General features: G+C 71.9%; 15 protein-coding genes. 1 reads left to right on the top strand and 14 read right to left on the bottom strand.

Going from position 1 to position 19,245, the window contains the following annotated elements:
* Positions 1–306: 306 nt before the first annotated feature.
* The 12 genes from secA to argH form a co-directional block, all read right to left on the bottom strand.
* Entirely contained in the window at positions 307–3,105 is a 2,799-nt protein-coding gene (gene secA, locus ACFFJB_RS10810) for a preprotein translocase subunit SecA (protein ID WP_376831371.1), read from the bottom strand.
* Between the two features lie 597 nt (positions 3,106–3,702).
* The gene (locus ACFFJB_RS10805; RefSeq protein ID WP_376831370.1) at positions 3,703–4,647 is read right to left on the bottom strand and encodes a ring-cleaving dioxygenase; all 945 of its coding nucleotides are present in this window, start codon (positions 4,645–4,647) and stop codon (positions 3,703–3,705) included.
* Positions 4,648–4,857: 210 nt separating this feature from the next.
* A complete protein-coding gene (locus tag ACFFJB_RS10800; RefSeq protein ID WP_376831369.1) occupies positions 4,858–5,451 on the bottom strand; it encodes an HNH endonuclease in 594 nt (197 codons plus the stop codon).
* 423 nt (positions 5,452–5,874) lie between these two features.
* Positions 5,875–6,756 carry a 3-hydroxybutyryl-CoA dehydrogenase gene (locus ACFFJB_RS10795; protein ID WP_376831368.1) on the bottom strand — a complete coding sequence of 294 codons (882 nt, stop codon included), beginning with the start codon at positions 6,754–6,756 and terminating at the stop codon, positions 5,875–5,877.
* A 269-nt stretch (positions 6,757–7,025) separates the two neighbouring features.
* Positions 7,026–7,961: an electron transfer flavoprotein subunit alpha/FixB family protein gene (locus tag ACFFJB_RS10790; protein ID WP_376831367.1), complete on the bottom strand. Its 936-nt coding sequence runs from the start codon at positions 7,959–7,961 to the stop codon at positions 7,026–7,028.
* Position 7,962: 1 nt separating this feature from the next.
* The gene (locus ACFFJB_RS10785) at positions 7,963–8,712 is read right to left on the bottom strand and encodes an electron transfer flavoprotein subunit beta/FixA family protein (protein WP_376831366.1); all 750 of its coding nucleotides are present in this window, start codon (positions 8,710–8,712) and stop codon (positions 7,963–7,965) included.
* A 299-nt stretch (positions 8,713–9,011) separates the two neighbouring features.
* On the bottom strand, positions 9,012–9,587 hold the full coding sequence (locus ACFFJB_RS10780; protein ID WP_376831365.1) for a cob(I)yrinic acid a,c-diamide adenosyltransferase: 576 nt from the start codon (positions 9,585–9,587) through the stop codon (positions 9,012–9,014).
* Between the two features lie 106 nt (positions 9,588–9,693).
* Complete coding sequence (locus ACFFJB_RS10775) at positions 9,694–9,876, bottom strand: twin transmembrane helix small protein (RefSeq protein ID WP_376831364.1); 183 nt, start codon at positions 9,874–9,876, stop codon at positions 9,694–9,696.
* 126 nt (positions 9,877–10,002) lie between these two features.
* Positions 10,003–12,729: a TIGR02302 family protein gene (locus ACFFJB_RS10770; RefSeq protein WP_376831363.1), complete on the bottom strand. Its 2,727-nt coding sequence runs from the start codon at positions 12,727–12,729 to the stop codon at positions 10,003–10,005.
* A gap of 121 nt (positions 12,730–12,850) precedes the next feature.
* Complete coding sequence (lysA, locus tag ACFFJB_RS10765; RefSeq protein ID WP_376831362.1) at positions 12,851–14,119, bottom strand: diaminopimelate decarboxylase; 1,269 nt, start codon at positions 14,117–14,119, stop codon at positions 12,851–12,853.
* Positions 14,120–14,233: 114 nt separating this feature from the next.
* Entirely contained in the window at positions 14,234–14,479 is a 246-nt protein-coding gene (gene lptM / locus ACFFJB_RS10760; protein WP_376831361.1) for an LPS translocon maturation chaperone LptM, read from the bottom strand.
* A gap of 87 nt (positions 14,480–14,566) precedes the next feature.
* A complete protein-coding gene (gene argH, locus ACFFJB_RS10755) occupies positions 14,567–15,967 on the bottom strand; it encodes an argininosuccinate lyase (protein ID WP_376831360.1) in 1,401 nt (466 codons plus the stop codon).
* 21 nt (positions 15,968–15,988) lie between these two features.
* Here argH and tlpA point away from each other — a divergent pair, with 21 nt between their 5' ends.
* The gene (gene tlpA, locus ACFFJB_RS10750) at positions 15,989–16,663 is read left to right on the top strand and encodes a thiol:disulfide interchange protein TlpA (protein ID WP_446680583.1); all 675 of its coding nucleotides are present in this window, start codon (positions 15,989–15,991) and stop codon (positions 16,661–16,663) included.
* A 229-nt stretch (positions 16,664–16,892) separates the two neighbouring features.
* Here the strand turns inward: tlpA and grxD are convergent, their stop codons facing one another.
* Positions 16,893–17,228 carry a Grx4 family monothiol glutaredoxin gene (gene grxD / locus ACFFJB_RS10745; protein WP_376831358.1) on the bottom strand — a complete coding sequence of 112 codons (336 nt, stop codon included), beginning with the start codon at positions 17,226–17,228 and terminating at the stop codon, positions 16,893–16,895.
* Positions 17,229–18,988: 1,760 nt separating this feature from the next.
* Complete coding sequence (locus ACFFJB_RS10740; RefSeq protein WP_376831357.1) at positions 18,989–19,228, bottom strand: BolA family protein; 240 nt, start codon at positions 19,226–19,228, stop codon at positions 18,989–18,991.
* Between the last annotated feature and the right edge of the window lie 17 nt (positions 19,229–19,245).

Below are 19,245 nucleotides of genomic sequence, written 5' to 3'. Positions count from 1 at the left end.
CGCCTGCGGGCGGCCCCATAACCTTCCCGGGCGTGGCCGCGCGCCGTCGTGCGGCGGCCGCCGCCTTCCGCCGCGGCCGGTCGCTGGCGCCGCGGGGCAGGCCAGCCCGCCCTCAGGGCCGCGCCAGGCGCGCTTTGCGGGCCGGCGACTGCGCCGTCCTCCGGGCGCATCCGGCCGCTGTCCCCGGCTGCGGCCGGCCCGGTCCGGCGCGGGCCGCTGGCGGGGCCCGGTCTCGCCTCCGGAAACGGACAAGGGCGGCCCGCAGGCCGCCCTTTTCGTCTTCCGGTTTCGCCTTGCGGGGCCGGCTCAGGTGAGCTGGCCGTGGCAGTGCTTGAACTTCTTGCCCGAGCCGCAGGGGCAGGGGGCGTTGCGGCCCACCCGGCCCCAGGTGGACGGATCGCCGGGATCCGGCTCGCCCGTGGCCGCCTGCGGCTGCTGCGGCGGCAGGTAGCCGGCGGTGATGAAGTCCTGGTTCGCCGACACTTCGTCCTCGCCGGTGAGCGGGTCGATGTGATGCGCCTGCATCGGCGGCAGCGACGGCTCCGGCGGCGCCTCGAACATCACCTCCACCCGCATCAGCTGCGCCGTCACCTGCTCGCGCAGGTTGGCGATGAGCTGGTCGAACAGCTGGAACGCCTCGGCCTTGTACTCGTTGAGCGGGTCGCGCTGGGCGAGGCCGCGCCAGCCGATCACCTGGCGCAGGTGGTCCAGCGTCACCAGATGATCGCGCCAGAGGTGGTCGAGCGTCTGCAGCAGCACCTGCTTCTCGATATAGGCCATCAGCTCGGGCGAATTGCGCTCCACCCGCGCGGCGTAGGCTTCGTCGGCCGCCCTGCGCAGGCGCTCGCGGATCTCCTCGTCGGCGATGCCCTCCTCCCTGGCCCATTCGGCCACCGGCAGGTCGAGGTTGAGGTAGCGCAGCGCCGCCTCGTGCAGCGCCTCCACGTTCCACTGCTCGGGATAGGCGTTTGGCGGGATGTTGCGGGCGACGATGTCGTCCACCGTGTCGTGGCGCATGCTGTCGATGGTCTCGCGCACGCTGTCGGCGGCCATGAACTCGCGCCGCTGCTCAAATACGACCTTGCGCTGGTCGTTCATCACGTTGTCGTATTTGAGAATGTTCTTGCGGATGTCGTAGTTGCGCGCCTCCACCTTGGCCTGGGCCTTGGCGATGGCCTTGTTGATCCACGGGTGGAAGATGGCCTCGCCTTCCTTCAGGCCGAGGCGCTGCAGCATGCCGTCCATGCGCTCCGAGCCGAAGATGCGCATCAGGTCGTCCTGCAGCGACAGGAAGAAGCGCGAGCGGCCGGGGTCGCCCTGGCGGCCGGAGCGGCCGCGCAGCTGGTTGTCGATGCGCCGGCTTTCGTGCCGCTCGGTGCCGATCACGTAGAGGCCGCCGGCCTCAAGCGCCACTTGCCTGAGCCGCTCGACCTCGGCGCGGATCTCCGCCTCGCGGGCGGCGCGCTCGGGGCCTTCGGGCATGTCGCCCAGCTCATAGGCGATGCGCATGTCGGCGTTGCCGCCCAGCTGGATGTCGGTGCCGCGGCCGGCCATGTTGGTGGCGATGGTGATGGCCCCGGGCACGCCGGCCTGGGCGACGATGAACGCCTCCTGCTCGTGGAAGCGGGCGTTCAGCACCGCGAACTGGCGCGAGGGCCTGCCGGTGCGCGCGCACTCAAACAGCGTGTCCAGCACGCGCGGATTGCTGAAGTCCATCTGCTGCAGGCCCTGGCTGGCGAGGAACTTCGCCAGCAGCTCGGACTTCTCGATGGAGGTGGTGCCCACCAGCACCGGCTGGCCGCGCTCCTGCGCCTCGGCGATCTCGGCGGCGATGGCCTGGAATTTCTCACGCTCGGTGCGGTAGACGGCGTCGTCCTCGTCGATGCGCTTCACCGGCAGGTTGGTGGGGATCTCCACCACCTGCAGGTTGTAGATGTCGAGGAACTCGTCCGCCTCGGTGCCGGCGGTGCCGGTCATGCCGGAGAGCTTGTGGTACAGGCGGAAGTAGTTCTGGAACGTGATCGAGGCCAGCGTCTGGTTTTCCGGCTGCACCGGCACGCCCTCGCGCGCCTCCAGCGCCTGGTGCAGGCCCTCCGAATAGCGCCGGCCCGGCATCATGCGGCCGGTGAATTCGTCGATGATCACCACCTCGCCGTCGCGGACGATGTAGTCCTTGTCGCGGGTGAACAGCGTGTGGGCGCGCAGCGCCTGGTTCACGTGGTGCACCAGGGTGGCGTTCACCGGGTCGTAGAGCGAGCCTTCCGGCATCAGGCCGGACTCGCGCAGCAGCTCCTCGATGCGCTCGTTGCCTTCCTCGGTAAGGGCCACGGAGCGCTGCTTCTCGTCGACCTCGTAATGCTCCTTCGAGAGCTGCGGGATCAGCCGGTCGATGGTGTTGTAGAGCTCGGAGCGGTCTTCCAGCGGGCCGGAGATGATCAGCGGCGTGCGCGCCTCGTCGATGAGGATGGAGTCCACCTCGTCGACGATGGCGAAGGCATGGCCGCGCTGCACCATCTGCGCGATCTCGTACTTCATGTTGTCGCGCAGGTAGTCGAAGCCGAACTCGTTGTTGGTGCCGTAAGTGATGTCGCAGGCGTATGCGGCGCGGCGCTCGTCGTCGTCGAGGCCATGGACGATGATGCCGACGCTGAGGCCGAGGAAGTTGTAGAGCCGGCCCATCCAGGTTGCGTCGCGCCGGGCGAGATAGTCGTTGACGGTGACGACATGGGCGCCTTCGCCGGGCAGGGCGTTGAGATAGGCGGCGAGGGTGGCCACCAGCGTCTTGCCTTCGCCGGTCTTCATTTCGGCGATGGCGCCGTCATGCAGCACCATGCCGCCGATCAGCTGCACGTCGTAGTGGCGCTGGCCGAGCACGCGCTTCGACGCCTCGCGCACCACGGCGAAGGCTTCCTCGAGAATGTCGTTGAGCGTCTCGCCCTTCGCGAGGCGGGCGCGGAATTCTTCGGTTCTCTGGCGCAGCTGGTCGTCAGAGAGCTTCGCCACGTCCGGCTCCAGCGCGTTGATGCGCTTCACCCTGGCCTGGTAGCCCTTGATGCGCCGGTCATTGACCGAACCAAACAGTTTCTTCGCGAGAGCGCCGAACATCGAAGACCTTTCGGACAGGCGGAACCGGGACGTTGTGCGTACGCCCTGTTAATCAGGGCGGCGCGCCAAGTCCACATCAAAGCACCACCAATCAGGCCCCCGCCCGCCTGACCCGCGCGGGGGAGACCGCAGCTGCGTTTGGGGCGTGGCCGGCCCGGACGGGCCGCGCGCCCGGCTCCGCCGGCGGTCCGGGCGCCTGGTGACTGCCACAAGATTAGGGCCAGTTTCGGGTCGAAACCAGCCCGCGGGACGTCCCGGCCGGGACGTTCCGGTCGCCGGTGAGAGCCTGCCGCTGAAGGGCCGCGCCCGGCAAGGGCCCGGTCATTCAAAATCCCGCCCGGAGCAGGGGCGGGACCGGCGTCTGGCCGCGCGGCCATGGCCTGAAGATGGATACGGTCCGCCGCGCCCGCAAGCGCAGGCGCGGCCTTCCGGCGCGATTTCCCCCGCCTCCGCCGGTCAGGGGCGAAGGCCGGCCGCGCCATGGCGCCCCAATGCGGCGCCCGCCCGCAATCGCCAGACAGGGAGGGGCCGGAGCAGGCGGGCCCGTCCGTGGGGCGGGCGGTTCGCAGGGCGGGCCGCCCGGCTCCTGCGGCGGCGTCAGTCGAACGGCTTCAGCCCGGCGACGATCTCGGCCCGCCTGTGTTCGAGGAAGGGCGGCAGCGCCAGGGTCTCGCCCATGGTCTGCGCCAGCTCGTCCACGGCGAAGCCGGGGCCGTCGGTGGCGATCTCGAACAGCACGCCGTTGGGCTCGCGGAAGTAGAGGCTGCGGAAGTAGTGGCGCTCCACCTCGCCGCTGTTGGGGATGCGCAGCTGCTGCAGCCGCTCCGCCCATGCGCGCAGCTGCGCCGCGTCCGGGGTGCGGAAGGCGACGTGATGCACGCCGCCCGCCCCGGAGCGCGCCGGCGGCAGGCCCGCACCGTCAATGACGTGCACCTCCGCGGCGGGGCCGCCGTCGCCCATGCGCCACACCCGCGCCTCGCCATGGCGCGGATCGGCGTAAGCGCGCTCCGCCCGCATGCCCATGACGTGCTCCAGCACCGCCTCGAGGCGGGGAACGTCGCGCACGGTGAGCGTCACCGGTCCGAGGCCGCGGATCTGGAAGGCCGCGGGAACGGCGCTCCTGTCCCACGGGTGGGCCTCGCCGGCGCCGCCGTCATCGATGAGGGCGAGGCGCTGGCCTTCGGGATCCTCGAACTCCAGCGTCAGGCGGCCGCCGGTTTCGGCGATGTCGCCGTGGCTGACGCCGAGCCCGGCGAAGCGGGCCTTCCACCAGGCGAGCGCCTGCGGGCCGGCGACGCGCAGGCCGGTGCGGGTGACGCTGCCGGCGCCGCGGCGTTCGCGCGCCGCCGGCCAGTCGAAGAAGGTGAGGTCGGTTCCGGGCGCGCCGGCGCCGTCGGCGTAGAACAGGTGCCAGGCGCTGACGTCGTCCTGGTTCACGGTGCGCTTGACGAGGCGCATGCCGAGCACGTGGACGTAAAAACGGTAATTGTCGCGCGCCCTGGCGGTGATGGCGGTGACGTGATGGAGGCCTGCGAGCTGCATGGCGCGCTCCTTGTCTCTCGGGGGCGCGGGGGCGCCTCTTCCTGCGGCGGGGCGGGACGGCGCGCTCCCCGCCGGGCCCGCGCGACGGCGCGGGACGGGCGGCGCGGCGCTGTCGCCGTCGCCGGAAGATGACGCCGCCGGCGGCGGAAATCCATCGCCGGTGCCGCACGCGCGCCATTGCACGGCTGCAGCGGCGCGCCCGCACGGTCGTTACGGCTCCAGCTCAGCGTCCCAGTACAGGTAGTCGAGCCAGCTCTCGTGCAGATAGTTGGGCGGGAACTGGCGGCCGGCCTCGCGCAGTTCGAACACGGTCGGCCGTTTTGGCGCCCGCACCGGAAACATGCCGATCTCGGCGCACAGCCGGTCGGCCTTGCGCAGGTTGCAGGGCGCGCAGGCGGTGACCACGTTCTCCCAGGTGGTCTGGCCGCCGCGCGAGCGCGGCTCCACGTGATCGAAGGTGAGATCCTCGCGCGCGCCGCAGTACTGGCAGCTGAAGCGGTCGCGCAGGAACACGTTGAAGCGGGTGAAGGCTGGCTCCCGCGTCGGGCTCACCCAGGTTTTCAGCGCCACCACCGACGGCAGGCGCACCTGCGCCCCGGGGCTGCGCGCCACCACGTCATAGGTGGCCAGCACGTTGACGCGGTCCAGAAACACCGCCCGGATGGCGTCCTGCCATGACCACAACGACAGCGGGAAATAGCTCAGCGGCTTGAAATCGGCGTTCAGCACCAGCGCCGGGCAGCTCTCCGGGCTGCGTCCCGGCGTCGTGCGGATCGGGGCGAATGATCTCGTGTGCGCCGTCACTGAAGCCGTCTCCCGCGTGCGCGACGTTCCGTCCGGACCGCGCGCTCGGGCCCGCTCCGGACGCCTGCAGGAGCTCCCCCGCGATGCGCGCGCCTTTTCCGGTCGCGCCCCGGCTGGCGCGCCTGGCGGTCCGCCGCGCGCCGTGGCGCGACCCGCGCCGGATGCGGGACCCCGCGGCGTTAACTCTAGATCAACTGTCAAATATATGGATAGGCCCCGGCCGGGAAATTTTTCGCCGGATCAGGCGGATGGCCGGTTTCGCCGCGCCCGGCGGGCGCGGGGGCGACCGTGGACAGGGCCGGCGCCGTGCGCAACGAAAAAGGGCCCGGCGCGGCGCGCGCAGGGCCCAGGCGACGGATGGCTTCGCGGCGGCGCGACGGAACGGTCGCGCCGGCCGCTCCGGGCGGCGCCGGGGCGCAAACCTCAGCGGGTCGGCAGCGGCTTCTCGCCGCGATAGTCATAGAAGCCGCGCTGCGTCTTGCGGCCGAGCCAGCCGGCCTCGACATATTTCACCAGCAGCGGGCAGGGGCGGTACTTGCTGTCGGCCAGGCCCTCGTGCAGCACCTGCATCACCGAGAGGCAGGTGTCGAGGCCGATGAAGTCCGCCAGCTGCAGCGGGCCCATGGGATGGTTGGCGCCCAGCCGCATGGCGGTGTCGATGGCCTCCACCGAGCCGACGCCCTCATAGAGGGTGTAAATGGCCTCGTTGATCATCGGCAGCAGGATGCGGTTGACGATGAAGGCCGGGAAGTCCTCGGCCACGGTGATCGTCTTGTTCAGCGCCCGGATGAACCCCTTGGCCTCCTCGAATGTGGTGTCCTCGGTGGCGATGCCGCGGATCAGCTCCACCAGCTGCATCATCGGCACCGGATTCATGAAGTGCATGCCGATGAAGCGCTCCGGCCGGTCCGTCGAGGAGGCGAGGCGGGTAATGGAGATGGAGGAGGTGTTGGAGGCGAGCAGCGCGTCCGGGCGCAGCAGCGGGCAAAGCTCGGCGAAGATCTTGCGCTTGACCTCCTCGTTCTCGGTGGCCGCCTCGATGACGAGGTCGCAGTCCGCCATGTCGGCGAGGGAGAGCGAGGGGGTGATGCGGGCCATGGCGGCGCGCCGGTCGGCTTCGGTGATCACGCCGCGCGCCACCTGGCGGGCGAGGTTGCCGTCGATGGTGGCGAGGGCGGAGTTGAGGCGTTCCTCGCTCAGGTCGTTCAGCCTGACGTCAAATCCGGACGCCGCACATACGTGGGCGATGCCGTTGCCCATCTGACCCGCGCCAATTACGCCAACTTTCCTGATTGCGATCGCCATTTTCTTTGCCATCCGGAGGGGTGATGCGGGCGGCCGCCGCCGGACCGCCCGGGCCGGCCAAAGCGGCCGGCCTGGATAACGGCCGTTACTCTAACGGTGTTGTCATGCTTTGGACAGGGGGCTTGCGTCGCCCCCGGAAAGCTGATTCGCGCGCCCTGGCGCCGGCGGCCCCTGCGGCCGCCGGCCGGCGCGTCCAAAAAGGAAAGGGGCGACGCGCAGGCGTCGCCCCTTCCGCAATCACGTGCGGCGTCACGCCGCGCCGGATTTCCTTACTTGCCGAGCGCGGCCTGCAGCTCGGGCATGATCTGGAACAGGTCGCCCACCAGGCCGTAGTCCGCCACCTGGAAGATCGGGGCTTCCTCGTCCTTGTTGATGGCGACGATCACGCGGCTGTCCTTCATGCCGGCCAGGTGCTGGATGGCGCCCGAGATGCCGACGGCGATGTACAGCTGCGGCGCGACCACCTTGCCGGTCTGGCCGACCTGCAGGTCGTTCGGCGCATAGCCGGCGTCCACGGCGGCGCGGGAGGCGCCCATGGCGGCGCCGAGCGCGTCGGCCACCGGCTCGATGTACTTGGCGAAGTTCTCGGCCGAACCCAGCGCGCGGCCGCCCGAGACCACGATCTTGGCCGAGGTCAGCTCCGGACGGTCGGACTTGGACAGCTCCTCGCCCCGGAAGGTCGACACGCCCGGATCAGCGGCGGCGGCGACCTCCTCGACCGGGGCCGGGCCGCCCTGGCCCACGCCCTGGAAGGCGGCGGTGCGGACGGTGATGACCTTCTTGGCGTCAGCCGACTGCACCGTCTGGATGGCGTTGCCGGCGTAGATCGGACGCTCGAAGGTGTCGGGCGAGATCACCCTGGTGATCTCCGAGATCTGCATCACGTCGAGCAGGGCGGCGACGCGCGGCAGGATGTTCTTGCCGTTGGCCGTGGCCGGGGCGACGATGGCGCCGTACGGGCCGGCCAGCGACACGATGAGCGCGGCCACCGGCTCGGCCAGGGCGTTGGCGTAGGCCGGGCTGTCGGCCAGCAGCACCTTCTCGACGCCTTCCAGCCTGGCGGCCTGCTCGGCGGCGGCGCGGGCGCCGGAGCCGGCGACCAGCACGTGGACCGGGGCGCCCAGAGCCTTCGCGGCCGTGACGGCCTTGGCGGTCGCGTCGTTGAGGGCGGAGTTGTTGTGTTCAGCCAGAAGCAGCGTAGCCATATCAGAGAACTCCAGCCTCGTTCTTGAGTTTCGACACGAGTTCCTCAACCGAGGCGACCTTGACGCCGGCCGAACGCTTCGGCGGCTCGACCGTCGACAGCACCTTCAGGCGCGGAGCGACGTCGACGCCGAGGGCCTCAGGCGTGGTCTCGTCGAGCGGCTTCTTCTTCGCCTTCATGATGTTCGGCAGCGAAGCGTAGCGCGGCTCGTTGAGGCGCAGGTCGGTGGTGATGATCGCCGGCAGCTTCAGCTCAACGGTCTGCAGGCCCCCGTCGATCTCGCGGGTGACGGCCACGGTCTCGCCGGAGACCTCAACCTTCGAGGCGAAGGTGCCCTGGGCCCAGCCGAGCAGGGCGGCGAGCATCTGGCCAGTCTGGTTGCTGTCGTCGTCGATGGCCTGCTTGCCGAGGATGACGAGGCCCGGGTTCTCCGACTCGACAACCTTCTTCAGCAGCTTGGCGACGGCGAGCGGCTCGACGGCGGCGTCAGTCTTGACGAGCACGCCGCGGTCGGCGCCCATGGCGAGCGCGGTGCGGATGGTTTCGCTGGCCTGCTGCGGGCCAATCGACACGACGACGATCTCGGTCGCAACGCCCTTTTCCTTCAGGCGGATCGCCTCCTCAACGGCGATCTCGTCGAAGGGATTCATCGACATCTTGACGTTGGCGAGCTCTACGCCGGAGCCGTCCTGTTTCACACGGATCTTGACGTTGTAGTCGACGACCCGCTTGACGGGCACGAGAATCTTCATACCGGCTTCCCTTCAAGCACGAACGGGGGCGGGAGAAAGGCCAGACCCCCGCGCAGGAACGCGCGCTTGCGGACAGTCCTCTCCCAAGGCGCCGGAACGTAGCGCGCCGCCGTCCGTTGTCAATGTTTGCGGACGCCCGTTCTTATGTGGCGTTCCGGCGGCTGTGACAAGCGAGGCCGGGGCCGCCGGCGGCCCGCGCCGCGGCGCCGTTGCGTCATCCTGTCAGGCCGCATGACGGCGCGCCGCCGCAACGGCGACGTTCCGGCGCAGGCGCGCCGCGGCCGCGGCCAGGGGCGGGTCTAGCGGTTCTGGCCGGGCGTCCACAGCACGTCGGCCTGGCCGCGGTCATTGACCCAGCGGGCGGCCACGAACAGGAAATCGGACAGGCGGTTGAGATAGCGGACGGCGGCCGGCGTCACCGCCTCCGCGGCGGCCAGGGCCACGGTCACGCGCTCGGCGCGCCGGCACACCGCCCGCGCCACGTGCAGCGCCGCCGCCGCCGGCGAGCCGCCCGGCAGCACGAAGGAGCGCAGCGGCTGCAGGTCGGCGTTCAGCTGGTCGATCTCGCGCTCCAGCCGCTCCACCTGCGAATCAACCACCCGCAGCGGCTCGTATTTCACCGGCTTTTCCGTGGGCGGCGTGGCCAGGTCCGCGCCCAGGTCGAACAGGTCGTTCTGGATGCGCGCCAGCATGGCGTCCAGCGGCCCCTCCAGCTTCGCCGTCTCCAGCCGGGCCATGCCGATGAAGGCGTTGGTTTCGTCCACCGTGCCGTAGGCCTCGACGCGCAGGTCGTTCTTGGGGCGGCGCTCGCCGGTGACGAGGCCGGTGGTCCCGGCGTCGCCGGTGCGGGTGTAGATGCGGTTCAGCGCGACCATCGGGGCGTTCCTGTTGCTGCGAGGGAAAAGGGCGGGGGCGGCGCCTCCGGCGCCGGAAGGTGCGACCACGCCGGGTCCGCGGGCGCCCGCCAGGGCGCCTGGCGGATCAGAACGCCCGCCACCATAGCACGAGCATGGCGATGACGATGGCCACGAACTGCAGCAGCACGCGCATGCGCATCAGCTTCTGCGAGCGGCGCGGATCGCCGCCGCGCATCATGTTGACCAGCCCCATGCCCAGCACCACCGCCACCGCCGCCACCGCGACGCCGACCAGCCAGTTGTCCATGTCTTTTCTCCTGCCGCCGGCGCCGGGTCGCGGGCGTCGGGCGTGTCTGCGTTACGCGCGCACAGCCATGGGCCGCGCCGGCGTCGCCGGCAATGCGCGATCATGTCGCCGTCGCGGCCGCGCGCCTCAGCGCGGCCCCAGAAGCCGCTCCAGATAGTCCAGCTCCTCGCGCTCGCGCTGGCGCTCGCCGAGGCGCCGGCGCAGCTCGTCCAGGATGCGGCGGGCCCGTTCGCCGGCCGCCTCGCCGGTCTCGCCCGTCTCCATGCGGCCGAGGCCGCGGTCCACGCCGCGCAGCGGCCGCCCGAGCGGATCGGTCTGCGGTCTGTCGCCGGAGGCGGCGCCGCGGCCGCTGTCCTCGCCGCCCTCGCCGTCGCGGCCGGCCGCGCCTTGGCGCGCGCCGTCGGCTTCGGCCATCTGGCGGGCGAGATCCTGGGCGCTCCGCCGCAGCTGCTCAAGGGCCCGGCCCTGGGCGTCAACGGCCTCGCCGTGGCCGCCGCGCTTCAGCGCCTCGCCGGCGGCGTCCATCTCCTCGCCGGCCTCGCCGAAGCCCTTGCCGGCGTCGGCGCCTTCGCGCTTCAGGCGCTGGCGCAACGCCTCCAGCCGCTGGCGCAGCGCCTGCTGGCGCTGCGCCAGCTCCTGCCCGGGGCCGGCGCCGTTTTCGCCCGGCTGCGCGCCGCCGCCCTGCCGCTGCGGCGCTTCGCCTGGCCGGGCGCCTGGCCCGCCCCGGCCGTCCGCCCCCTGTCCGCCCTGGTCCTGGCGTCCCGGGCGCTGGCCGGGGGCCGGGGCGCCGTCCTGCGCCGCGTCGTCGTCATCCGTCCCGGCGTCCGGGTCGCGGCCGGCGCGCTGGCCCTGGCGGAAGGTTTCGTCGCGCAGCGCCTGCTGCTCGCGCATCAGCCCGTCCAGCTCGCCCAGCGCCTGGCCGAGGCGCCGGGCCTGCTCGCCCTGGGAGCCGTCGTCGCCGTTCTGGCCCTGCCCGTCGCCGCCCTGCGAGGGCTGGGCCATCTGCAGGTTCTCCATGATCTCGCGCAGGCGGTCGAGCAGGCGCGCGGCTTCCTCGCGCCGGCCCTCGCGGGTCAGCTCCTCGATGCGGTCCAGCAGTTTCTGCAGGTCGTCGCGGGTGACCGGCGTGGCGTTGGGATCAGCCGGCTGCTGGCCGCGGGCCCGCGCCTGTCGGCCCATCTCGGCCATGTAGCGGTTCATGGCCAGGCGCAGCTCGCGGCTGAGGCGGCGGATCTCCTCCTCGCCGGCGCCGCGCTCGATGGCGTCGCGCAGCGCCTGCTGCGCCTGGCGCAGCTGCCGCTCCGCGTCGGAAAGGTCGCCTTCCTCCACCACCAGCGCCAGCTCCCACAGCTGGCCGGCCACGTCGCGCAGGTCGTCGTCGGAACGGGCGTCGCGCAGCAGCCGGTCCACCCGGCGCAGGCCGAGATAATGGCCGGCGCGCGGCGTGAACAGCTCCGGCGCGACCAGCAGCGCGTCCAGCGCCGTCTGCACGCGCGGGCGCGTGTCCGGCGTGAGGATCAGGTCGCGGCGCAGCTCCACCAGGGCGCGGGCCAGCGGATCGGCGAACACGCGCTGCGGCAGGGTGATGCGCACCGTCTCGCTGCGGCCTTCCTGGCCGGCGTCGTCGCGCACCACGAGGGTGAGGTCCACCTCGGCCCCGGCCCACGGGTGGGAGGCGACTTCCGCCACCGTCTTCATCTCCGCGCCCGCCGCCGGGTTGGACGACAGGTTCAGCCGGATCTGCGGCGGCTTCGCCAGGCTGCGCCCCTGCGGCGCGCCGGGCAGGCGGATCTCCGCCTCGCCCGAGGCGAGGCCGTAATCATCCTTCGCCACATAGGCGATGGTCAGGGTTCCGCGCGGCCCGCCCTGGGGGCGGCCCGACAGGGCGACTGTCGGCGGCGCGTCGGGAATGACGGAAATGGCGATGTCATGCGCGCGGCCGCCGGCGCGGATGCGCGCCTGGCCGTCGCCGGCGATGCGGAAGCGCGCCCGCTGCAGGCCGGGCGGGGGCGGCCCGGCCGTCTGGCCTTCGCCGTCGCCCTCGCCGTCGCGCAGCGGCGTCAGGCCGCCGCCCACGTCCACCCGCAGGGCGCTGCCGCCGGCGGCCTGCGCCACCAGCACGCTGCCCGCCGGCGCGCGGACCGCCTGCCGGCCGCCCGCGCCGGAAAGATCCAGCATCAGCGGCGGCCGCCGGGTGTAGCGCGGCGGATCGATCCAGCCGTCCAGCCGCCGGTCCCCGGCGCCGGAAAAGGCGATGTCGAAGCTGAAGGCCGGGGCCAGCCGCTCGCGCCACTGCGGCCCGGCGATGAAGGCCGCGGCCACCGCGGCCATGAGCGGCGCGGCGCGCAGCGCGTAGCGGTCGCGATCGGCCATGGCCACGCGCGGCGGCGCCGGGCGCAGCTGCGCCAGCTGCCGGCGCAGCGCCTCGCGCCGGCGCGCCCACAGCGCCTGCGCCAGCGGATCGCCGGCGCCGGCGGCCAGCCGGTCCTCCCAGGCGGAGGCGAGGCCCGGCGGCGCGCCGGGCGTGCGGTCAAGGCGGGCCAGCGCCTCGGCCCGCGACGGCCAGCGCAGCCGGACCAGCGGCCACAGCGCCGCGAGGGCGGCGATGAGGAAAACCACGCGGACGACCGCCGCCGCCGCGGGCGGCGCCGCCAGCCACAGCCCCGCCAGCGAAACCGCCAGAAAGGTGAGCGCGACGCCGGCCAGCGGCCACAGCGCCGGCCACAGCCGCTCCCAGAACAGGGCGGCGCGGCTGAGGCGCACGAGCGTTTCAAACCGCCGCGCCTCGCGCGCCGCCTTGTCCCGCGCTGCGCCGGAGCGGTTGTCTGCCCTGCCGGTCGGCGTCGTCGTCATCCAGGTCTCCGCGTCACGGCGGCCGCGCGCCGCCGCGACAGTGTGCGCGCCGGCATTCTCGCCCGGCAAGGCGGCGGGTTCATGGCGGGGCCGCCGCCGTCGTCCGGATGCGTCCGCCGGTTCAGTCCAGCCAGTCCGGCACGCGGTCCAGGGCGACCAGCTCCTCCACGCTTACCCGCGGGCGCACCACGGCGCTCCGCGCGCCCTTCACCAGCACCTCCGGCACGAGCGGCCGGGTGTTGTAGGTGCTGGCCTGCACCGCGCCGTAGGCGCCGGCGGTCATCACCGCCAGCAGGTCGCCCTGCCGCAGCTGCGGCAGGGGGCGCGCCAGGGCGAGATAGTCGCCAGTTTCGCACACCGGGCCGACGATGTCCGCCACGATCTGCGGCGCCTCCGCCGCGTGCGCGACCACCGGCAGGATGTCGTGGTGGGCCTCATAGAGCGTCGGGCGGATGAGGTCGTTCATGCCGGCGTCGACGATGACGAAGGTCTTGCCCTCGCCGTGCTTCACGTAAAGCACCTCGGTGACGAGAACGCCGGCGTTGCCGACGATCAGCCGCCCCGGCTCGAACACTAGGGTGAGGCCGAGGTCGCGCAGCTCCCGCCGGATGATCTCGCCGTACTCCGCCGGCACAGGCGGCGGCTCGTTGTCGGCGCGGTAGGGCACGCCGAGGCCGCCGCCCATGTCGAGGTGATGCAGCCCGTGGCCGTCCGCCATCAGCTCGCGCGCCAGTGAGGCCATGAGCTTCGCGGCGTTGGCGAAGGGGGCGAGATCGGTGATCTGGCTGCCGATGTGCATGTCGACGCCGCGCACCTCGACGCCCGGCAGCCGCGCGGCGCGGGCGTAAACCTCGCGGGCGCGGGAGATCGGCACGCCGAACTTGTTGTCGAACTTGCCGGTCGAGATCTTGGCGTGGGTCTTCGCGTCCACGTCCGGATTGACGCGGATCGACACCGGCGCCTTCAGCCCCATGCCGGCGGCCACCTCGGAGAGCGTCTCCAGCTCCGGCTCAGACTCCACGTTGAAGCACAGGATGCCGGCCTCCAGCGCCGCGCGCATCTCCGCGCGCGTCTTGCCGACGCCGGAGAACACGATGCGCTCGCCCGGCACGCCCGCCGCCAGGGCGCGCGCCAGCTCGCCGCCGGAGACGATGTCCATGCCGGCACCGAGGCGCGCCAGGGTTTTCAGCACCGCCTGGTTGGAGTTGGCCTTCATGGCGTAGCAGACCAGCGCCGGGCCGTCGCTGAACGCCTCGGCGAACACCCGGTAATGCCGCTCGATGGTGGCGGAGGCGTAGCAGTAGAACGGCGTGCCCACCTCCTGCGCGAGATGGCGGAGGTCCACGTCCTCGGCGTGCAGCACGCCGTTGCGATACTCAAAGTGGCGCATGTTTCTCGTCCAGGGGGGCGCGCCCGGCGGGGCGGCCGGAAAGCGGCGGCTCCGCCGTCGCGAAACGGCGGAGCCTGGAAGCCAGGGCCTGCGGCGCGTCGCCCGCGCCGGCGCTTACAGCAGCGGATCCAGGATAAACGGCCGGTCCGGCGGCGTGATGGCCTTCGGCCGCTTCTTGCCCTGGCCGGGAACCGGGGCGGCGGTGAGCGCGTCGGCGTCGCCCGTCGCCTGCTGTTCCTTCGGCGCGGCGGGGTCCGGCGGCGGCTCCAGCGCCCCGCGCCGGCCGCAGGCGGCGAGGGATAGCGCGAGCGCCATGACGACAAGCGCGGTGCGGACAGGTGCCGGAGTGCTGCGGATCAAGGACGGATCCCCCAGTGTGGACGGGAACGGCGCGGCCTCGTGGCCACGGCCCGTTATGCCATGAAACGGCGCGGAGGCGGTAGCCGGTCAGGCGCCGGCGCGCCTGTCGCGCTCCAGCTTCCGCAGCCAGCGGCGGGCCTCGCGGCGCACGTTGGCCGGGGCCGTGCCGCCATAGCTGACGCGGCTGCGCACCGATTTCTCCACGCCCAGCACCGAATACACCCCGGCGGTGATGCGCGGCTCAACCTGCTGCATCGCCTCCAGCGGCAGCTTCTCGAGGCCCACGCCCTTCTCCGCGGCCAGCGCCACGATGCGGCCGGTGACATGGTGCGCCTCGCGGAACGGCAGGCCAAGCACCCGCACCAGCCAGTCGGCGAGGTCGGTGGCGGTGGCGTAGCCGCTGCCGGCGGCCTTGCGCATGGCCGGCAGGTTGGGGGTGAGGTCCTTCACCATGCCGGTCATGGCGGCGATGCACAGGGAGAGGGTGTGGATGGCGTCGAAGGCGCCTTCCTTGTCCTCCTGCATGTCCTTGGAATAGGCCAGCGGCAGGCCCTTCATCACCACCAGCAGGGCGTTGAGCGCGCCGATGACGCGCCCGGCCTTGCCGCGCACCAGCTCGGCCGCGTCCGGATTGCGCTTCTGCGGCATGATCGACGAGCCGGTGGAGAAGGCGTCCGACAGGCGGACGAAGCCGAACTGCGGCGTGGTCCACAGCACGATTTCTTCGGCGAAGCGCGACAGGTGCACGGCGCATATGGCGGCCGCCGCCAGCGTCTCCAGCACGAAATCGCGGTCGGACACCGAATCGAGGGAGTTGGCGGTGGGCCTGTCGAAGCCGAGCGCCGCCGCCGTCTGGTGACGGTCGATGGGGAAGGAGGTGCCGGCCAGCGCCGCCGCGCCCAGCGGGCACTCGTTGAGGCGCCGGCGGGCGTCGGCGAAGCGGCCGCGGTCACGGGCGATCATCTCCACATAGGCGAGGAGGTGATGGCCGAAGGTGACCGGCTGGGCCGACTGCAGGTGGGTGAAGCCGGGCATCACCGCGCCGGCGAACTCCAGGGCGCGGACGGCCAGGGCGTGCTGCAGCTCCGCCAGCTGGCCGTCGAGGTCGTCGATGGCGTCGCGCACCCACAGGCGCATGTCGGTGGCCACCTGGTCGTTGCGCGAGCGTGCGGTGTGCAGGCGGCCGGCCGCCGGGCCGATGAGGCTGGCGAGGCGGGACTCCACGTTCATGTGAATGTCCTCGAGGGCGCGGGAGTACTGGAGCTCGCCGCGCTCGATCTCGCCGGCGATCTGCCGCAGGCCTTCGGAAATGGCCCGGGCGTCGTCCTGGGAGACGATGCCGGTGGCGGCGAGCATGGCGACGTGCGCCAACGAGCCGCGGACGTCCTGCGGGCCGAGCCTCTTGTCGAACTCGATCGAGGCGTTGATCTCTTCCATGATGGCGGCCGGCGCGGAGGAGAACCGTCCGCCCCACATCTTGTTGCTCATGTTACGCCCGATCCTGGATTCATGAACGCATCTGAAAAAAAGCGGGGCGCCTCGCGCGTCGCAGCCGCGGTCGCTGGCGGCGCCGCCGTCGTCGTCCTGCTTGGCGCAGGGGTATATTGGCTTGCGCAGGAGCGCAACGGCCCGGGGGCAGGGAATCGGCCTGCTGTGACCGCGGCGCAGCAGTGCCCGGCGCGCGACATGGCGCCGCTGGACGCGCTGGCGAAGGGAGAGGTGGCGGCGCTGCGGGTTTCCCCGCGGCCGGAGCCGCTGCCTGACTTCGTCTTTGAGGACGGAAACGGCCGGGAGCGGACGCTGGCGGACTTTCGCGGCAAGGTGGTGCTGCTCAACCTGTGGGCGACATGGTGCGCGCCGTGCCGGCTGGAGATGCCGGCGCTGGACGCGCTGCAGGGCGCGCTGGGCGGCAAGGACTTTGAAGTGGTTGCGGTGAACATGGACAGCCGCGACGCCGGCAAGCCGCGCGAATGGCTGGCGCAGAACAACATCCGCCGGCTGGCGTATTACGCGGACGCGCCCGGCAAGGTCTTCCAGGCGCTGCGCGGGGCGGGGCGCGCGTCAGGCCTGCCGGTGACGCTGCTGGTTGACCGCAACGGCTGCCTCCTGGGCCAGCTCGACGGCGCCGCCCGCTGGGACTCCGACGACGCCAGGGCGCTGGTGCGCCAGGCGGTGGAGGGGTGAGGCGCTCCTGCGGGGCCCGCCCCGCCCGGCGGCCAGGTCCAGCGCCCGTTGCGCCGGCGCCCGGGCGTTGGGACGCGCGTCTCATGACGCGTCTCATGACACGTCTCATGGCCGGCGCCTCCTGACGCCCGGCGGACGCGCGCCAGCCGCCCGCGGCGCCCGCGCATGGCCAGCAGCCCGCGCCGCGAGGCCGTCGCGCCGGCTTGCGCACGGGGACGGGGCGCGGCGGTCAGCCCGCCTGGCGGGTGGCGACGCCCTTCTCGGCCAGCAGCTGCTGCAGCTCGCCGGCCTGGAACATCTCCCGCACGATATCGCAGCCGCCGATGAACTCGCCCTTGACGTAAAGCTGCGGAATCGTCGGCCAGTTGCTGTAAATCTTGATGCCCTCGCGCACCCGCTCGTCCGCCAGAACGTTGACGCCCTTGTAGTTCACGCCGAGGTAATTGAGGATCTGGGCGACCTGGCCCGAGAAGCCGCACTGCGGGAAGTCCGGCGTGCCCTTCATGTAAAGCACCACGTCGTTGGACTTCACTTCATTGTCGATCTGCGCCTGGATGTCGGTCATGTCGCGTTCCTGCTCTCGCCGGTCCGGCGGGCGCGTCGCGCCCTGGCCGGATGTGTTCCGCCGCCGCGCAGGCGCGGGAGTGCGCCTGCGGGACCTCCGCGACGCTCCACGCCGGTTCGGGGGCCGTGCGTGACGTTCGCGAAAGCTTCATCGCCTCCATGTGTGGCATGGCGTGGCCAAACGCAAGTCGCCGCCAGCGCCTCCGGCGCCGTCGCTCCCTGACCGGGGCGCCCGGTCGGGCCCCGCCGTGACCCCGTGGCGCCCGCGGTCGCGACGGCCCCTCCATCATGCGCCCGCCGGGTCCGGCGCGCATGTGCCGGATCGCACCGCCGTGTGGCCCTGACGCGCCTACCCATTGACCCATGGAGCAATGACGCTCCGGAGGTAACGTCAATGAACGCTGTGAAGTCGTTGGGTTCGGTTCTGGTCGCGACGCCGATCGGCTGGGCCCTGATGGCGGTGACCCTGATCGTTCTCACGCGCCTCGCCGCCTGAGCCCCGGCGGCATGATCATCCAGATGAGGCTGGCCGCCCTCCGGGGCGGCCCTTGTGTTTCAGGGGGGGCGTTTCCGGGCGCATTTCCGCCGGGGCTCCACGCGGCGCCAGGCGCAGGCGCATCGCCGCGCGCGGCCCTCCCCATCATGCGCCGCCGCAGGCCGCCGGGCATGTGTCCCGCAGCACGGCCGCGCCGGCGCTTTCCGCGTAGACATGATCGTGCAGGGCGGACATCGCCCGGGAGGTCATGAAATGAGCGCAGTGAAGTCTCTGGGTTCAATCCTTGTCGCCACGCCGGTCGGCTGGGCCGCCATGGCGGTCGCCGTGATCGCGCTGGTCCGCCTCAGCGCCGCATGATCTCCACCCTGGGCCTCCGGCAGTGAGATCCCTCAGGCCGCCTTTCCCCGGGCGGCCTTTTTAGTGTTCCGCGCCGGTCCGCAGGGCGGCCCGCCGGCGCTACGGGGCCAGGCGGCCGCGGCGTTCCGGCTGCGCGCCCGTGACCGGCTGGCGCGCCGGGCGGCGCCTCCACGCATTTCCGGACGGGAAGGGCACCACGCAGGCCGGAGCGCCGGCGCCGTCGCGGACGCGCCGCCGCATGTCTGGCCGCCGTGCGCCTGCAAGAACGACCACCGGCGCAAGTTCCCGGCGGGCGGCGCCGCACAGCCGGCTGAACGCGGCGAGACTGTGCAGAAAAGTCCTGAAATCCATCATCCTGTTCCTGTAACGTGAAGTATCTGGCTGGTCTCTGGCGCGCCGCACGCCCTTGCGTTCCGGGCTGGACCTGAATGCGCGCGGATCGCGCGGCGCGTATGCTCCAACTAACATAAAGAAGATATGTAAACTGGTATGTCTGTGATCTGGGTGGTGTGTGGTATGGCTATATTGATTTGCATTTCAGCAGAGTCAACGGCGATGCATAAACATTTACGTTATCCTGCTTTGAAATTGGAATAATTCTATGGACATTAAAGGGTGTCGTAACAGATCATCATCAGGGATATCCATGGCCGCAGGCGCGCTCCGCGCGTGGCGCCAGGAGCGCGCGCAGCGCGGCGCCGGCGTGGTCCTGCGTCGGGGCGCGCGGGCGGGCGTCGTCGCGGCGGGGAATGCGGCCGGCGGGACAGCCGGCGGCCAGACGCGGAAAAAGGGGGCTGGAAGGCGGGAAGCCGGGGGGCGGCGCGTCGCGCGCGGACTTCAGGACGCGCCGTGCGAAAAAGCGCCGGCGACGTCGCGGGGCGTCGCCGGCCGCCGTCAGGGAAGAGGCGTCAGTCTCTGGTCGGCGTCAGCGTGGTGAGGGCGAGGGCGTGCAGCTCGCCGCCCATGCGGCCTTTCAGCGCCGCGTACACCATCTGGTGCTGGGCCACGCGGCTCTTGCCGCGGAACGCCTCGGAGATCACCGTCGCCGCGTAGTGGTCGCCGTCGCCGGCGAGGTCCTGGATGCGCACGACGGCGTCCGGAATTGCGGCGCGGATCAGCTCTTCGATTTCACGGGCCTGCATGGCCATGGCGGGACCTCATGATG

This window comes from Camelimonas abortus (assembly GCF_042432745.1).
In the GTDB taxonomy this organism is placed as follows: Bacteria; Pseudomonadota; Alphaproteobacteria; order Rhizobiales; family Beijerinckiaceae; genus Camelimonas; species Camelimonas abortus.
The sequence above is the reverse complement of the archived record's forward strand: the minus strand, read 5'-3'. Positions and strand labels throughout refer to the sequence as shown.

Excerpts from the sequence above, each read along its gene's own strand:
- secA (WP_376831371.1), bottom strand. The coding sequence starts at position 3,105 with ATGTTCGGCGCTCTCGCGAAGAAACTGTTTGGTTCGGTCAATGACCGG.
- ACFFJB_RS10805 (WP_376831370.1), bottom strand. The coding sequence starts at position 4,647 with ATGCAGCTCGCAGGCCTCCATCACGTCACCGCCATCACCGCCAGGGCG.
- ACFFJB_RS10795 (WP_376831368.1), bottom strand. The coding sequence starts at position 6,756 with ATGGCGATCGCAATCAGGAAAGTTGGCGTAATTGGCGCGGGTCAGATG.
- ACFFJB_RS10790 (WP_376831367.1), bottom strand. The coding sequence starts at position 7,961 with ATGGCTACGCTGCTTCTGGCTGAACACAACAACTCCGCCCTCAACGAC.
- ACFFJB_RS10785 (WP_376831366.1), bottom strand. The coding sequence starts at position 8,712 with ATGAAGATTCTCGTGCCCGTCAAGCGGGTCGTCGACTACAACGTCAAG.
- ACFFJB_RS10780 (WP_376831365.1), bottom strand. The coding sequence starts at position 9,587 with ATGGTCGCGCTGAACCGCATCTACACCCGCACCGGCGACGCCGGGACC.
- ACFFJB_RS10775 (WP_376831364.1), bottom strand. The coding sequence starts at position 9,876 with ATGGACAACTGGCTGGTCGGCGTCGCGGTGGCGGCGGTGGCGGTGGTG.
- ACFFJB_RS10770 (WP_376831363.1), bottom strand. The coding sequence starts at position 12,729 with ATGACGACGACGCCGACCGGCAGGGCAGACAACCGCTCCGGCGCAGCG.
- lysA (WP_376831362.1), bottom strand. The coding sequence starts at position 14,119 with ATGCGCCACTTTGAGTATCGCAACGGCGTGCTGCACGCCGAGGACGTG.
- argH (WP_376831360.1), bottom strand. The coding sequence starts at position 15,967 with ATGAGCAACAAGATGTGGGGCGGACGGTTCTCCTCCGCGCCGGCCGCC.
- tlpA (WP_446680583.1), top strand. The coding sequence starts at position 15,989 with ATGAACGCATCTGAAAAAAAGCGGGGCGCCTCGCGCGTCGCAGCCGCG.
- grxD (WP_376831358.1), bottom strand. The coding sequence starts at position 17,228 with ATGACCGACATCCAGGCGCAGATCGACAATGAAGTGAAGTCCAACGAC.
- ACFFJB_RS10740 (WP_376831357.1), bottom strand. The coding sequence starts at position 19,228 with ATGGCCATGCAGGCCCGTGAAATCGAAGAGCTGATCCGCGCCGCAATT.